Origin of the sequence: Pseudomonas fluorescens (genome assembly GCF_902497855.1) — a bacterium.
GTDB classification, from domain to species: domain Bacteria; phylum Pseudomonadota; class Gammaproteobacteria; order Pseudomonadales; family Pseudomonadaceae; genus Aquipseudomonas; species Aquipseudomonas fluorescens_BI.
In genome coordinates, this window is sequence record NZ_CABVHU010000025.1 from 1 (window position 1) to 14,976 (window position 14,976).

Genomic DNA, 14,976 nt, shown 5'->3' on the forward strand with positions numbered 1-14,976 from the left:
GCAGCTATGGCCAAGGTCTGCAGAAGTTGCTTTCTCATTCGGGCATCGAACACCTGGCCGGTAGCCCGCAGGCAGGGAATCAGGCCCAGCCGCAATTGTTCAAGGCGGATGTCAGCCTGTTGCTCGATGGCGACGAAGTGCTGCAGGAAGAAGTGTTCGGCCCGACCACGGTGTTCGTCGAGGTCGCGGACCAGGCGCAACTGAGTGCCGCGTTGAATGGCCTGCATGGGCAGTTGACGGCGACCATCATCGGCGAATCGGCGGACTTCGAACAGTTCGGCGAGCTGACGGCGTTGCTGGAACAGAAGGTCGGGCGGATCCTGCTCAACGGTTATCCGACCGGTGTGGAGGTCTGCGATTCGATGGTCCACGGCGGGCCGTATCCGGCGACGTCCGATGCCCGCGGAACGTCGGTGGGTACCTTGGCGATCGACCGCTTCCTGCGGCCGGTGTGTTTCCAGAACTACCCCGACAGCCTGCTGCCTGAAGCGTTGAAGAATGCCAATCCGCTGCAGATCCAGCGACTGGTCGACGGCCAACCCTCCCGCGAGGCCCTCTAACCGCTAAACACACCCCCCTGTAGGAGCTGGCTTGCCAGCGAAAGCGTCCGTTCAGTGACAACGATGTCGACTGATCCACCGCCTTCGCCAGCAAGCCGGCTCCTACAGGGGGGGCATTGTGTGGGAGTTTTTGGGTCGGCGCAGGCCCGTGCCCACATTGAGCTATCATTGCGTCTTTCCTATTCAAAGATCGACTGCCATGACTGCCTCAACCGACACCTTGCTCAGCGCCCTCGAACACTGCGACATGCTGGAAATCGACGGGCTGCACGCCTTCGATTTCTCCCTCGATGAAGATGACAACCTGCACATCGAATGCATGGACGGCCGCGCGCTCAAACGCTGGGCGTTCAGCATGGCGCAGATCGCGGCAGCGACGTTCGACCCGGATTTGAAGAGCTGGATCATTACCGGTGATTCCGGCGAGCACCGGTTGGTACCGATGGACGCGTTCGGCGGCGGAGACGACCAGGACGAGACCAATGAGGATGCGTAATCTCTGGCCGCTGTTGATCGCCGGCAGCGTTGGCGCGATGGGCGTACAGACCGCGACGGCTGATGATTATCAGCTGCTGGTCGGTTCTTACACCGCCGGCCAGAGCCAAGGGATTTATCGCCTGAAGTTCGACAGTTCCACCGGGCAGATCGACGCCAGACCCTTGCAAGTGGTCAACAGCGAAAACCCGTCCTGGCTGACCCTGTCCAGGGATCAGCGCCGATTGTTCGTGGTCAACGAAAACGGCCCGGGGCAGGCTGATCCGGTAGGGCGCGTCAGCAGTTATGCGATCGATCCCGAAACCCATGAACTGAGCCTGATCAATCAGGTGCAGAGCCTGGGCAACGAGCCGACGCACTCGAGCCTCAGCGGCGAGGCCAGTCACCTGTTTGTCAGCAACTACTCGGTGGCCGAAGATCCGGGCGGCACCCTGGCGGTGTTGCCGGTGGGTGCCGACGGCAAGCTCCAGCCCGTGGTGCAAATGAGCAGTCATCCCGCCAGCCGGGTCAATCCCGAGCGGCAGATGTCGGCCCATGTGCATTCGACCCTCTCATCGCCAGACGGCCGCTACGTGTTTTCCAATGACCTGGGAGCGGACCGGATTTTTGTCTATCGCTTCGACCCCAAGGCCAATCCGGACCTGCCATTGACTGCGGCCAAACCGGCCTCGGTCCAGTTGCCTCCCGGCAGCGGGCCACGGCACCTGCTGTTCAGCGCCGATGGCCAACACGCGTGGCTGACCATGGAAATGAGCGCGCAGGTGGCGGTGTTCGATTACCGGGACGGCCGGCTGGAACAGACGCAAATGGTCGACCTGGCGGCGGGCCAGCCCGTGTCGGACAAGGCAGCGGCGGCGCTGCATGCTTCGGCCGATGGCAAGTTCCTCTACGTCAGCAACCGTGGCACCGCCAATCAGTTGCTGGTGTTCGCCATCGACCCTGCGACGGGCCACCTCAAGGAGCTGCAGCGGCGCTCCGTGGAAGGCGATCATCCGCGCGAATTCAGCCTCGATCCGAGTGGCAAGTTCCTGTTGATCGCCAACCAGAAGAGCAACCAGATTGTGGTCCTCGAGCGCGATGCCAAGACCGGCCTGCTGGGTAAAACCGTGCAGAAACTGCCGATGGATGCCCCGAGCGACCTCAGGTTCCTGGTGCGTCAATAGGCCGCAGGCCCCGGTTGATGGGGCCTGCACCCTTCTATTAATGACGCTGATATCTGCTACTGCTACAAAAGATTTCAAGGTGCCAACCTCGAAGGTTAAGTTTGCTCCACGGCCCCACCGGGCAAGCAAGCCTACTGACTTCGAGGACTACCGCCATGAACTTCAATCTCTTCTCCGTGATCGCCGCATCCGCCATCTCCGCCACCGTGGCGCTGCCAGTCAGCGCCAACGTTGAAATCAGCGACAAAAAATCCCATGCCCAGAGCTACACCCAGAAATACCTGCAGCAGAGCGCCAATTTCTACGCCGCCCTGGATCACAAAAGCCAACACTGAAAGCTGAACCCTGCACACTTTATGCAGGAGCGAAATCACTTGCCGCTCGACCGCCCGGGTCGAAAGGCCATGAAGTGATGTCGCTCCTGCATAACGCGTTTACGCCGCATCATTGTCCATTTCTCCATCCCCATTCCTTTGCTGCCCAGCCCATGAACAAGCGCTGCAGCGCTGCGCGCGGACGCTTGATAGGTTTTATTGAAGACCGGGATAGACGGGCTTAATGATCAACGAAGCTGATGTTCACTATGGATAACCCTGAGTGGTTGTCACGACTTTTTTGATCGATTCTGTGGGCATCGAAACATGCCTGCGGAGAACATCATGGCCAGCACAATCCTCACTTCTGCCAAGCGCGGCGCCTATGTGGCGATCGGTCTCTACCTGGCCATGGTCCTGGTGTTCAGCCTTTCTCCTCAGTCGCTTCAAACCATCGAAGCGCCGATTCAAGTCGCTCATCCCGGCATCCAGTTTGAACACCGTGCGCAAAACGCGGCGGTCGATCAGGCTCAGATCGCGGGGATCGCTGGCGCATGAAAGGGTACAGACTTTGGGTCATCGCCTTCCTGGCGTTCATGACCAATGGATCATCCCTGCTGGGGATCGGGCATGCTTCGGCGGGATCGGTGGCGCGGGCCATCGAAGCCAATCACAATCTTGCACGCAACATCGAGACCGCAAAAGCCCTGGGGCTGCTGGCCGGCAATCCGCCGATCAAGCGCCAGGAAGGATTTTTCGGACCCTTTCACGTGGATTGCTCGGTGATTGAGATGTGCGAAGTGTTGGCCTGAAAATTCCAGACAACCCCCCATCCCCTGTAGGAGCCGGCTTGCCGGCGAAGGCGGCCTCAAGCCTTGCATCACCCTTGCAGACGCCTTCGCCGGCAAGCCGGCTCCTACAGGGTCCGTGTTTACTTTGCCATCACTGATGTGAACAGGTCTGACTCCAGAAACCGCTGCAACCAGCCCTGCAAACGCAAGTAGGGCGTCTGCGCAAACCACTCCCGATCGACATGGGCGAATTGCCGCACGAAGGGCATCAGCGCCACATCCGCCAGACTGGGATGGTTCGCCAGCAAATACTCACGGCCCTGCAGCAGCTCATCGAGCTGACGCAAAAACACTTCACCCTCGGCGCGATAGATCGCCATCGGCTGCTCGGGATAACGCTCGGCGTATTTGTAGCGATCGAGCTGCAGCTTGAATACCTGATCGTTCGCTTCGATCAGCTCGGCGATGCGTTGCTGCCCGACAGGGTCATCCTTGAGCAACCAATCCTGCGGATCGTTCTGCGCCAGGGCCCAGCGCATGATCGACAGGCTTTCATCGATCACCTGGCCGTCGACGCTCAACACCGGCACCGTGCCCTTGCTCGACAACGCGAGCATCTCGGCGGGTTTGGCCTTCAGGCTGACCTCGACAATGTCCACGACAACCCCGCTATAGCGCAGGGCCATGCGCGCCCGCATGGCATAGGGACAGCGGCGGAACGAATACAGGGTATTCATTTCACCTCCAGGGTGCTCAAGCCGTTGCCCTGGCGGCGGACCTGAATCTGCACCGGAATGCGCTCGTGCATTTCCTGGACGTGGGAGATCACCGCGACCTTGCGCCCCTGGGCCTGCAAGCCGTCGAGGGCGTCCATGGCCAGTTGCAGGGATTCCGGATCGAGACTGCCGAAGCCTTCATCGATGAACAGCGATTCGATTTTCAGCGTGCTCGAGGCCATCGATGCCAGGCCCAATGCCAATGCCAGCGAAACCAGGAACGTCTCGCCGCCGGACAACGAATGCACCGAACGCAGTTCGTCACCCATCTCGGTGTCCATCACCAGCAATCCCAACATGCTGCCGCCGCGTTTCAGGCGATAGCGGCGCACCAGTTGGCGCAATTGGACGTTGGCATGATGCACCAGCAGGTCGAGGTTGTAGGCCTGGGCGATCTTGCGGAAGGTGTCGCCGGTGGCCGAGCCGATCAGGGCATTCAAGCGGGCCCAGCGCTGATATTCGGTATAGGCGTCGGCGATCTGCTGGGCCAGGGCCTGATTGGCGTTCTGCCGGCGTTGATCCTCGGCCTGTTCGGCGCGCAGTTCGGCGCACTGCTGTTCGCTGGCGGCCGCCAGGCTTTGCAGTTCGGCAAGCGCCGTGGCCAGTTGCTCGGCGTCGAGATTGCCATTGTGCTGCGCCTGATGGGCCAGCAGCCGCTGATTGCGCTCCTGCAGCAGGACATTGGCCTGCTCGATGGCTTTTTCGCTTTGTTGTAACTGCTGGCGCAGTTCGCTGACCTGCAGGTCATCGACGTTCAACAGGTTTTCCAGGCCGCCATCATCCAGTTCCGGGTGCAAGGCGCGCCAGTCGGCGATCTTGCCGCCCAGATCGCGATCTTCGGTTTGCAGCGCGAGCAGGCGTTGCTGCTGTGCCTTGAGCTCGGCGGCCAGTTGCACCAGTCCCGTGCGCACGCCTTGCAGTTCCTGGCTGGCCGTTGCTTCGCCAGTGCGCGCCTGTTCCACAGCCTGGTCGAGTTGCTGTTGCCACTGCTCGGCGCTGGTATGTTGGCCGAGCAATTGCGCCAGTTTCTGCTGGCAAGCCTGTTGCTGCTCTTTGATGACCGTGAATTGCTGCTGCGCGGTTTCCAGTTGCTGGACGCGGGTGAGCTGGCGATCTTGCTCTTTTTCCAGCGTCTGCTGGCGCAGTTGCTGTTCGCCAAGTTCGTCGCGCTGCTGATCGAGTTGTGCCAGGCGCTGGGCGATCTGCTGGTCGAGCTGCATGAAGGTCGCAGCGGGCTCGTTGCGCAAGGCTTCCAGCGTTTCGGCCGGGAGCAGGGTGCTGAATGCCGCCAGCTCTTCGTCCAGACGCTGGCGATCACTGCGCAATGCCTGTTGCTGATGACTCAGGTGCTGGGTCGCCTGCTGGCTCGCCGTTTCGGCGCTGCGCAACTGCTGTTGCAGGCGCGCGGCATCCTGTTGCAGGGTGAGCAGGGCGGATTGGCGCTGTTCGTCCTGGCTGATGCTTTGGTTCAGCTGACTGTTTTGCTGGGCCAGCCAGGCATCGCGTTTGAGCCTGTCCTGAGCCAGCAACTGTGCTGAGAGCGGATGCGCTTCGAGGCTGGGCGTCAGGCTCTGTTGCTGCGCGCCGAGCTGCTCCTGCTGTTGCAGAAACTCCCGTTGCTGGGCGATCAGGCCACCGACTTCAGCGCGCAGGTCGGTGAGTTTTTCCTTGAGCAGGTCGACCGCTTTCTGGGCGTTGGCCTGTTCACTGTCATCGTGCCGACCGAGACTTTGCAACAAGGCTTCGGGCTGATGGTAAGGATGATCAGGGCTGCCGCACACCGGGCAAGGCTGATCGTCCTGCAGTTGCTCGCGCAATTCTTCAACGCTGGCACTGCGGGCCAGACGCTGGCGTTCCAGCAGTTCGCGGGTGACGGTCAGGGTCTGTTCGGCGACCGTCAATTGGTTTTTGGTGTGCACGCCGTCCTGGGTCAGGCGCTCGCGTTCTTGCTGCGCGGTTGACTGGCGCTGTTGCAGCTCGGCGGCACGCTTGTCGAGTTCCTGCTGGCTGGCCCACAGCCGTGTCAGCTCTTCAAATGCCCGCAGTTGCTTGCGGTTGTCCTGCAGCAGGTTGCCCAGCAGCTGAATCTGCTCCGCCACGGCTTCCGGCTCGGCGCCGGCTTCTTTGTACAGCACTTCCAGATGCTGCTTTTGCGCCGCCAGCGCCTCGGCGGCGCGGGTGGCGCTCTGTTCCAGGGCGGCCAGTTCGGCCTGGCCCTGGATCAGGCGATTGCCCACCAGCATCAGCTGCTGCAAACGGTCGCGCCAGGCGTTCCAGGCTTCGCTCAGCGGTGCCAGGTGGGTGCTTTGTTCAAGCTCCCCGGCGATTCGCTGCAGACGTGCGGCTACCTGCTGTTGTTGCTCGAGCAAGCCCTGGATCCGTTGCTGCCCTTGGGTGCAGGCCAGTTCTGCCTGTTGCTTGAGGTCTGCACGCTGAGCGGCTTCCCTGTCCAGGCGGGCGAGGGCGCTTTGCTCTTCAAAAGCCTGGCGCAGCAGCGGCGCGCAGGCGCTGTGCTGGTGTTGGGCTTCGATCAGCGCGGTTTGCGCCGCCGCCAGGCCGAGTTCGAGTTGCGCCTGACGTTCGCTCAGCTCGGCTTGCTGGCGGGTGTGCTGTTCAATCTGCGCAGCCAGCGGCGTGAGCTGGGCGCTGAGTTCGGCCTTGCGCGCGAACTGGTGCCGTTGCGGCGCCAGTTGCTCCAGCCGGGACAATGTCAGGCGTTGGCCAGCCAGGCTGTGCCAATGCTGTTGGGCGCCGGTCAGTTGTTCGGTGGCGCTGAGTTGCGCGTCCTGCAACTGGCGCAGGTCCTTGAGCCAGGTGTGTTGCAACTCAAGCTGTTTGAGCTGCGCCTGTTGCGTCTTGAGTTGCTGTTGCGCCTGGTTGAATCGCTCATCCAGTTCCGCCCGGGCTTGCGGCGCCAGCGGCGTGACGCCGGTGGCCTGGTCCTGCAGCAGCTTGTGGGTTTCGCGGGCTTCCTTGGTTTTGTCGAAGGCGCGGCGACCCAGGCGGGTGTAGAGCGCGGTGTCGGTGAGTTTTTCCAGAAGCTCGCTGCGTTCGTTGTCGTTCGCCTTGAGGAAGGCACTGAACTCGCTTTGGGCGAGCAGCACCGCCCGGGTGAACTGCTCGAAGTTCAGGCCCAGCACCGCTTCAAGCTGGTTCTTGAATTCGACTTTCTGGCTGGCCAGCAGCTGATCCTGATCGATGTCGCGCAAGCTTTGGCGGCTGGCCTGCAGTTTGCCGCCGGCCTTTTCCCGAGCGCGATTGGCTTCCCAGCGTGCACGGTAACGACGGCCGTCAATGCCGACGAAATCCACTTCGGCATAACCTTCCCCGGTGCCGCGACGCAGCAGGGTGCGCGGGTCGCCGGTGCCGATTTCGCCATCGGCGTCCGGCGCCTTGGCCGACGTCTGCGCATTGCTCAAGCGTGGCACGGCGCCGAACAACGCCAGGCACAAGGCATCGAGCAGGGTACTTTTACCCGCGCCGGTGGGGCCGGTAATCGCGAACAGACCGGCGCTGGCCAGCGGTTCAGCGGTGAAGTCGATCTCGAACGGCCCAGCCAGCGAGGCGAGGTTCTTCAGGCGGATCGCGAGGATCTTCATGGTTGTTCGCTCTCCATCTGCACGTCATGCAACAACTCTGCAAAATCCTTCAGCGTTTGCTCATCGACCTCGCTGCCGTAGCTGTCCTGCCACGCGCGGCTGAACAATTCCTGGGGCGTGAGCTGGTCCAGTTCGACCAGCGTCGTGCCGTCATCGACGCCATCGCGGTTGCCGTTGCCGGCATATTCCGCGGCGATGCGCACCAGACGCACGGCTTTGCCTTGCAGGGCGCTTTCGACTTGATGGCGCAGGTCGGGTTGCGGCTCATCCAGGCGCACCCGGACTTCCAGCCAAGGCTGGCGCTGAATGTCGGCCAGCAAGTCGATGTTTGGCAGGTCGGCCAGTTGCAGCAGAATCTCGGCCAAAGGCGCCGGCCCGATGCGCTGCAGATTCACCGCGCGGGGAATCAGCTTGGGTTCGACGCTGACCAGGGTTTCACCGTCGAGGATGACGTCGAGAATCTGATGCTGATAACCGATCTCGGAAAACGACAGCGGAATCGGCGAACCGCTGTAACGGATGCGGTCTTCGGCGTTGACCTTCTGCGGCTTGTGCAAATGCCCGAGGGCGACGTAGCTGATGCTCGGCCCGAACAGGCTGGCGGGCAGGGCTTCGGCATTGCCGATGATCAGGCTGCGCTCGGAGTCTTCCGACACCGAACCGCCGGCCATGTGCGCGTGACTGATGGCGATCAGCGCCTGGCCGGGTTTGCGCTTGGCATTGGCGGCTGCGATCAGCCATTCGTGAACCTGGCCGATACCGCGCAGGTAGTTGTCGCCCAGGTGCGCGCCGGTGACTTCGGCCGGGCGCAGGAACGGCAGCGCCAGGCACCAGGCGACGGTCTTGCCCTTGGCATTCGGTAATGGCAAAAGCAGCCGCTCGGCGTCGAGTTGACCGTCGTCCAGCCACAGCACCCGCCCCAGGGCATGGGTGCGCAAACGGCGCATCAACGGCGCGGGCAGCTCAATGCGCGAGCCGGAATCGTGGTTGCCGGCGATCATCACGATCGTCAGCTTGGGCTGCTGCTCGTGGGCGCTGACGATAAAGTCGTAAAGGCGTTCCTGGGCTTTGACCGGCGGGTTGACCGTGTCAAAGATATCGCCGGCGATCAGCAGGACGTCGGGCAGGTCCTGCTTGAGCTGGCGCAGCAGCCAGTCGAGGAAACAACCGTGCTCGAAATCGCGATCCTGGCCGTGCAAGTTCTGCCCGAGGTGCCAGTCGGAGGTGTGAAACAGACGCAAGGCGAACTCCGTGGGAAATAAGGTAATGGCCGCGAGGAAAATGATGGCGGCGAAAGGGGAGAGAGTTTACTGGCAAACAGCCAAAAGATCGTCCGAAGGCGATCCGAACCCTCGGCAGCGCCTACACGGGTCCGGTACAACCGGAAGATCTTTTGCTCTTATTTCGGATAAAGCGGCGGCAACCCGCTGTCGCCCACCGGGTCATGTACCCGATCGGCAATCGGGATCGCCTTGATCGCGCGCCACAGTTCCTCGCCTTGCCAGTATTGGCCGGTTTCGCTGTAGAGCGCGCCGTTCAGCCCGTCGAGGGCGTTAGACAGCGGTACGAAGCGAGCGGCCATGTCGGCCAGGGTTTCCGGTTGTTGTCGGGCCCAGGCGTCGAGGGCCTGGCGAGTGGCGTGGGGGGAATTGGCCTGACAGGCACGCTTGAGTTCGTCGAGCACCGTGCGCGGGCTCGGGCCGGTCTGCGCGGTTCGCAGGATCGCCGGTTGCCAGCGGGCGCGCCACCAGAGACCGAAGCCCAGGAGGGTGGTGCAGGCCAGGACCAGGGTGCTGAGTTTCCAGCGCCAGAGGGTTTCGCCGGCGACGGCGGAAATGGCGGTGGGTGCGCCGGCCGCCGTGTCGACCATCAGGCTCGGATTGTTCGCCACGTGCAGGGTCTGGGCCGGCAGGCTGCTATGTTCCAGGTGATCCTCGAACGTGTTCCACCAGGTCACTTCCACCGCAGGCAACTCGATGGCGCCGCTACGGGTCGGCACCAGGGCCTCGCGGTCTTCGCGACTGCCGATCAGGCCGCGTTCGCTGTTCTGGTTGCCCAGCACCGGTTGATCCGGGTAGCGCCGCAAGCCGTTGACGTCGGTGGCGGGCAACGGTGGCAATTGCGAACTGGCCAGGCCCTCGGCCTTCACGATCAGGCGACGGGTCAGGGAGTCGCCCACCTGCGCATGATCCGGTTGCGGGTTCCAGCTTTCGCTCAGGCTCAGGCTTCGAGCCGGCAGCCAGGGCAAATCGGCCGGATAAGCGCTCGGTTTGGCCTTGACCACCAGCATGATCTCAGAGGAGCTGACGCGCATCAGCTTGCCGGATTTCGGTACCTGGGAGGTGGCGTCCACCAAGGCGGCATTGAAGATCTGCGCCGGAATGATCACCTCACCGCTGTGCTGCGGGTAGATCGCGTAGCGCATTTCGATCACGCCGTGGCGCAGGCCATTGATGTCTTTCTCATAGGTGCGCGACTCGCCCAGTTGCTCGATGCGTACATCGGCGATCTGCGGGGGCGGCAGGCTGCTGTCATCGTACAGCGACACCGAATGGTAGATCCGCAGGGTCAGGATCGCCTGGGCCTGGACGTACACGCTGTTTTGATCGAGGCTGGCGTCGATGAACACCGGGGCCAGTTGGTGGCGGCTGTCCTGGGTTTCGCTCTGGACCACTTGCAGGGTGATCGGCTGGCTCTGCGCCTCACCCAGTTGCAGCGACGCAATCTCCACGCTGCCGGTCTGCCGAGGCAGCAGGGTGATGATCCACCGGGTGGTCGCACGGTTGTCACCTTCAAGGGTGGTCAACTGGTTGACCTGCCGGGTGCCGCGCACTTCGAACATTGGCTCCAGCGGCGTCAGGTCAGGTTTGCCGAACTGCGTCATGTCTGAGGTTTCCAGGGTCAGTTCGACCGTCTCGCCGGAGTTCAGGCGACTGCGATCCACACTGGCGACCAGCTCCGCGGCCTGGGCCTGAACGGTGCAGAGCAACAGAGCAGGCGGCAGCGCCAGCATGGAGAGGGTGAAGCGGGTCATCGAGTTTTTCCCTGATCCTGATGTTGTTGCTGTTCGTACCAGAATTTGCGCCTGAGCAATTCGCCCGGGTCATCCGGGATCTTGCGCAGCCATTGCTCCAACGCCTGGCGCTGTTCGCCATCGATGCTGTCAGTTGTCGGGCGCATCGGCGGCCTGGTGTGCTGTTCATCCCCCAGCTCACTGCCGGGGACTTCGTTGGCCCCCGGTTTTGGCGGCGTCGCCGACGGCTGCCCGGCATCTGCCGTGGACTGTTGGGCGTCGGTTTGCGGTTCGCCGTTGCCCGATGATTGAGTGGCCGCGCCGGGCGGTGGTTGCTGCTGGCTGGCCTGGTTTTGGTCGCCCGGGTTTTGCTCCGGCTTGACCTGCGGCGGGGTGTTTTTCTGCTTGATCAGATTTTCCACCAGTGCCTTGTTGGTCAACGCCGGGCGTAAATCCGGCTGACGTTCGAGCGCCTGTTCGTAAGCGTCCAGCGCTGCTTCCAGCTCACCGCTCCTGGCCAGGGCGTTGCCTCGATTGTAGTGGGCGTGGGCGTCGTTGCCTGCGGCGAACCGCTGAGCGGCGCCACTGTAGTCGCCGGCTTCATACAGCGCCACGCCTTGCCATTGCGGGTCGGCGAAATGCTCTGCGGCCTCCGCCGGGCGCTTCTGGTTGAGCAAGTGCATACCTTGCTGATCCGGTCGCAGCCACAGGTCCTGGAAGTCGAAGGCGTAGCCGGCTTGCGGCAGCAGCAACAGCAGCGGCAGGCAGAACAGCCAGCCGCGGCGACCGGCGCAGGCTGCCAGCAGCAACAGCGGCAACAATAGCCAGTAACCCTGATCGGCCCAGCTGTCGAGGCGCACGGTCTGGCCGTCATTGATCAGTGTGCGCGGGCCGTCGAGCAGGCCTAACGCACGCAGATCGGCATCGTCCAGGCGCGCGTGGCGATAGCGCCCGTCCAGTGCACTGGCAAAGGCTTTCAGGCCGGGTTCGTCCAGATGCGGCACCAGGATCGCGCCCTGGCCATCCTTGAGGAAACTGCCGTCCTCCTGCGTGATCGGCGCTCCTTCGGCAGTGCCGATGCCGAGCATCAGCAATTGCGTCGGTTTGCCCTCCAACGCCTGACGGATCCCTTGACGCTCCTGTTCGGTCAGGGTCGAACCGATGAGCAGGATCCGCCCCGCGCCGAGGGCGCCCTGATTCAGCAGGGCAAGGGCCTTGCCCACGGCCAGGTCGGCGCGATGGCCGGCCTGGGGCATCAGCGACGGCTTGAGCGCATCCAGCAGATTACGGCTGGTGGACAGGTCATCCGACAGCGGTACCAGGGTGTGGGCGCTGCCGGCGTAGACGACGATGGCGGTCTGGGCGTCGCTGCGGTAGTGCAGCAAGTCGAACAGCTTGCGCCGCGCCTGTTCCAGGCGGTTCGGGGTCACGTCGGTGGCGAGCATTTCCGGGGTCAGCTCCAGGATCACCACCAGCGGATCGGCCGGTTTCTGACTGGCTTGCTCGACACGTTCCCAACCCGGCCCCAGCAACGCCAGGATGGTCAGCACCCACGCCACGCCCAGGGCGATCCATGGCAGTTTGCTGGCGCGACCGCTGCCACCACTGAGCAACGCCGCATGAAAGGCCGGCGGCAGGATCATCTGCCAGCGCCCCGCACGTTTCTGTCGGTGCCAGAGTTGCCACAGCAGCCAGCCGAGCAGCGGCAACAGCAGCAGCCACCAGGGGCGAAACAAGAAGGGCCAGAGCGCACTCATCGGCGTCTCCGCAGGCGCAGGCGGTTGAGGCGCCGGCGCCAGCCGGGCAGTTGCGATTGCAAGAACAGATCCTTGGTGAAGAGGCGTTGCAAGGGGTTGTCCGGCCAGAGTTCGCGGACCACCAGCAGCATGCTCAGCAGCAACGCCATTGCCAGAGGCCAGTGATACAAGGCCTGGGCCGGACGCGCCTGGGTGGGTTGTTGCGTCACCGGTTCGAGTGTGTCGAGCATGTCCTTGATCGCCTGCAGCTCCTGGCCATCGCGGGCGCGGAAGTACTTGCCGCCTGTGGCGTCGGCGATGGCTTTCAAGGACGGCTCGTCGAGGTCCAGGCTCGGGTTGATCCCCAGAAAGCCCAGGGTGCCACTGTCCTCCGGATCGGCACCGATGCCGATGGGGTAGATTTTCACCCCTTCGAGTGCCGCCAGTCGCGCCGCCGTCAGCGGGTTGATTTCGCCGCCGTTATTGGCGCCGTCGGTGACCAGAATCAGCACGCGACTTTGCGCCGGGCGCATGCGCAGCCGCTTCAGGGCCAGGCCGATGGCATCGCCGATCGCGGTGTTCTTGCCGGCGATGCCGATTCGCGCTTCGTCGAGCCAGACCCGCACGGTGTGCCGGTCAAAGGTCAGCGGTGCCTGCAGGTAAGCCTGGCTGCCAAACAGGATCAGCCCGACCCGGTCGCCTTCGCGACGTTCGAGGAAGTCGCCGAGCAAATGCTGGACCAATGTCAGGCGGCTGACCTCGTCGTCCTGCCAGCGCATGTCGGGAAAGTCCATGGAACCGGACACGTCCACCGCGACCAGCAGGTCGCGGCCGCTGGCGGCAATCGGCAGCGGCTCGCCAAGCCATTGCGGGCGCGCCGCGGCGATCAGCAGCAACAACCACAGGAGAATGAACGGCGCTTGTTGGCGCCAGGCCGGCAGGTTGGCTCGGGCGCGGCGCCGGGCCAGGCCTTCGAGGTCACTGAGGAAGCTGACCTTGAGCGCCGGCTCGCCACTGTCCGCCACCGGCAGCACCAGGCGTAACAGCCAGGGCAGCGGCAGCAGGGCGAACATCCACGGCCAGGCGAATTCAAACATGCTTGCGAATCCAGGTTTCGATGGCTTGGGTCAGGCCGGCGATGGCCTTGTCGTCGAGCTTGCATTCCGGTTTGTAGGCGCCTTCGACCAGCACCATCCAGCGGGTCAGCCCCGCGGCCGGGCAGCGGTTGTCGAGAAAGGCCAGCCATTTGCGCCCGTTCAAGGTATGGCTCTGGCTGTACGGATAGTGGTTGCGGCACAGGCGCTTGAGCAAACCGTTGAGTTGCTGCAGCCAGGCACCGGCCGGTGCGCCGTCGTAAGGCTTGGGCATCCGTGCCAGCTCGGCCAGGGCCGCGATGCGCACCGGGTCCAGCGGCTGTTCGGCGCGCACCACAGGGCGCTTGTCGCAAAGCAAACGCCGCAACCGCCAGAGGCCGAGACCGACCGCAGGCAGTAATAGCAGCAATAACCACCAGCCCGGCGCCGGTGGCCAGAATTCGATCGGTGGCGGCGAAATCAGCGGTTGCAGTTGCTCGAGGCTGCTCATCGGCTTTTCCCAGGACGTTCCGGGTTCAGGTACTCGCGCAGTTGTTCGACCATCTCGCTCTGGGTGCTTAACGGCATCAACAGTACCCGCAGTTTCTGCGCCAGCAGTTCCCAGCGAGCGACGCGTGCCTCGGCCTGGGCGCGGTAAGTCTGGCGCAGGTCGAAATTGAGGGTGTCGAGTTCCAGTTGCGCCCCCCGTTCCGCGAAGCGCAACAGCCCGGCGGCGGGCAGGGCATGATCAAGCGGATCGGACACCGGCAGCAGCAACAGGTCGCAATGGCGCGACAATAGGCTCAGCTGCTGTTCGGCGCCCTCGGTCAGGGCGCGTTCGTCGCAGATCACGATCACCAGGCTGCCAGGACGCAGGACTTCCCGGGCACGGCGCAGCGCCATGTTGAACGCGTCGCGGTCCGGCTCGGTTTCGGTGTGCAACGACTGATTGACCCGCACCAGGCGGTTGAGCAACTGCAACAGGCTTTGCTTGCTGCGCCGTGGCTTGATCTCGTAATGCTCCTTGTCGCCGAACACCAGGCCGCCGACCCGGTCGTTATGGCCCAGCGCCGCCCAGCCAATCAGACTGGCGGCCTGGGCGGCGAGCACCGATTTGAACATCAGCCCCGAACCGAAAAACAGTCGACAGCTTTGCTCGACCATGATGAAAATCGGGCGCTCGCGTTCTTCGTGGAACAGCTTGGTGTGAGGCTCCTGGGTGCGGGCGGTGACGCGCCAATCGATGCTGCGCACGTCGTCGCCGGCCTGATAGACCCGCACCTGATCGAAATCCACGCCACGGCCTCGCAGTTTCGAATGGTGCAGGCCGATCAGCGGGCTGCGCTGGCTCGGCGTGGAGAACAATTGCACTTCACGCACGCGATGGCGCATCTCGATCAGTTCGGCGAGGCTGACACGGATGCCCGGTTCGGACGGCAGGATGGCGGTCATCGGG

Annotated in this window: 13 protein-coding genes and 1 pseudogene; 6 read left to right on the forward strand and 8 right to left on the reverse strand. The window is 63.3% G+C overall.

What is annotated here, in order from left to right; all coding sequences use genetic code 11:
• The 6 genes and pseudogenes from F8N96_RS31840 to F8N96_RS31865 form a co-directional block, all read left to right on the forward strand.
• Positions 1–560: pseudogene (locus F8N96_RS31840) on the forward strand (aldehyde dehydrogenase (NADP(+))); the annotation flags it as partial.
• A 199-nt stretch (positions 561–759) separates the two neighbouring features.
• Positions 760–1,056: a DUF5629 family protein gene (locus F8N96_RS31845; RefSeq protein WP_150801146.1), complete on the forward strand. Its 297-nt coding sequence runs from the start codon at positions 760–762 to the stop codon at positions 1,054–1,056.
• Complete coding sequence (locus F8N96_RS31850; RefSeq protein WP_150801147.1) at positions 1,049–2,218, forward strand: lactonase family protein; 1,170 nt, start codon at positions 1,049–1,051, stop codon at positions 2,216–2,218. Before F8N96_RS31845 ends, F8N96_RS31850 begins: the two co-directional genes overlap by 8 nt.
• A gap of 155 nt (positions 2,219–2,373) precedes the next feature.
• Entirely contained in the window at positions 2,374–2,553 is a 180-nt protein-coding gene (locus tag F8N96_RS31855) for a hypothetical protein (protein ID WP_150801148.1), read from the forward strand.
• A gap of 324 nt (positions 2,554–2,877) precedes the next feature.
• The gene (locus F8N96_RS31860; RefSeq protein WP_150801149.1) at positions 2,878–3,090 is read left to right on the forward strand and encodes a hypothetical protein; all 213 of its coding nucleotides are present in this window, start codon (positions 2,878–2,880) and stop codon (positions 3,088–3,090) included.
• On the forward strand, positions 3,087–3,344 hold the full coding sequence (locus tag F8N96_RS31865; protein WP_150801150.1) for a hypothetical protein: 258 nt from the start codon (positions 3,087–3,089) through the stop codon (positions 3,342–3,344). The genes F8N96_RS31860 and F8N96_RS31865 overlap by 4 nt, the downstream gene beginning before the upstream one ends.
• Positions 3,345–3,463: 119 nt before the next feature.
• On the opposite strand, the gene F8N96_RS31870 is transcribed toward F8N96_RS31865, so the two are convergent.
• From F8N96_RS31870 to F8N96_RS31905, 8 genes are all read right to left on the reverse strand, one after another.
• Positions 3,464–4,060 carry a glutathione S-transferase gene (locus F8N96_RS31870; RefSeq protein ID WP_150801151.1) on the reverse strand — a complete coding sequence of 199 codons (597 nt, stop codon included), beginning with the start codon at positions 4,058–4,060 and terminating at the stop codon, positions 3,464–3,466.
• Positions 4,057–7,698: an SbcC/MukB-like Walker B domain-containing protein gene (locus tag F8N96_RS31875; RefSeq protein WP_150801152.1), complete on the reverse strand. Its 3,642-nt coding sequence runs from the start codon at positions 7,696–7,698 to the stop codon at positions 4,057–4,059. The genes F8N96_RS31870 and F8N96_RS31875 overlap by 4 nt, the downstream gene beginning before the upstream one ends.
• Entirely contained in the window at positions 7,695–8,939 is a 1,245-nt protein-coding gene (locus tag F8N96_RS31880; protein ID WP_150801153.1) for an exonuclease SbcCD subunit D C-terminal domain-containing protein, read from the reverse strand. Before F8N96_RS31880 ends, F8N96_RS31875 begins: the two co-directional genes overlap by 4 nt.
• A 158-nt stretch (positions 8,940–9,097) precedes the next feature.
• Complete coding sequence (locus F8N96_RS31885; protein WP_150801154.1) at positions 9,098–10,732, reverse strand: BatD family protein; 1,635 nt, start codon at positions 10,730–10,732, stop codon at positions 9,098–9,100.
• Entirely contained in the window at positions 10,729–12,468 is a 1,740-nt protein-coding gene (locus F8N96_RS31890; RefSeq protein WP_150801155.1) for a tetratricopeptide repeat protein, read from the reverse strand. The genes F8N96_RS31885 and F8N96_RS31890 overlap by 4 nt, the downstream gene beginning before the upstream one ends.
• The gene (locus F8N96_RS31895) at positions 12,465–13,544 is read right to left on the reverse strand and encodes a vWA domain-containing protein (RefSeq protein ID WP_150801156.1); all 1,080 of its coding nucleotides are present in this window, start codon (positions 13,542–13,544) and stop codon (positions 12,465–12,467) included. The genes F8N96_RS31890 and F8N96_RS31895 overlap by 4 nt, the downstream gene beginning before the upstream one ends.
• Positions 13,537–14,031: a DUF4381 domain-containing protein gene (locus F8N96_RS31900; RefSeq protein ID WP_150801157.1), complete on the reverse strand. Its 495-nt coding sequence runs from the start codon at positions 14,029–14,031 to the stop codon at positions 13,537–13,539. Before F8N96_RS31900 ends, F8N96_RS31895 begins: the two co-directional genes overlap by 8 nt.
• Positions 14,028–14,972, reverse strand: a complete 945-nt coding sequence (locus F8N96_RS31905) for a DUF58 domain-containing protein (protein WP_150801197.1) — start codon at positions 14,970–14,972, stop codon at positions 14,028–14,030. Before F8N96_RS31905 ends, F8N96_RS31900 begins: the two co-directional genes overlap by 4 nt.
• Positions 14,973–14,976 lie beyond the last annotated feature (4 nt).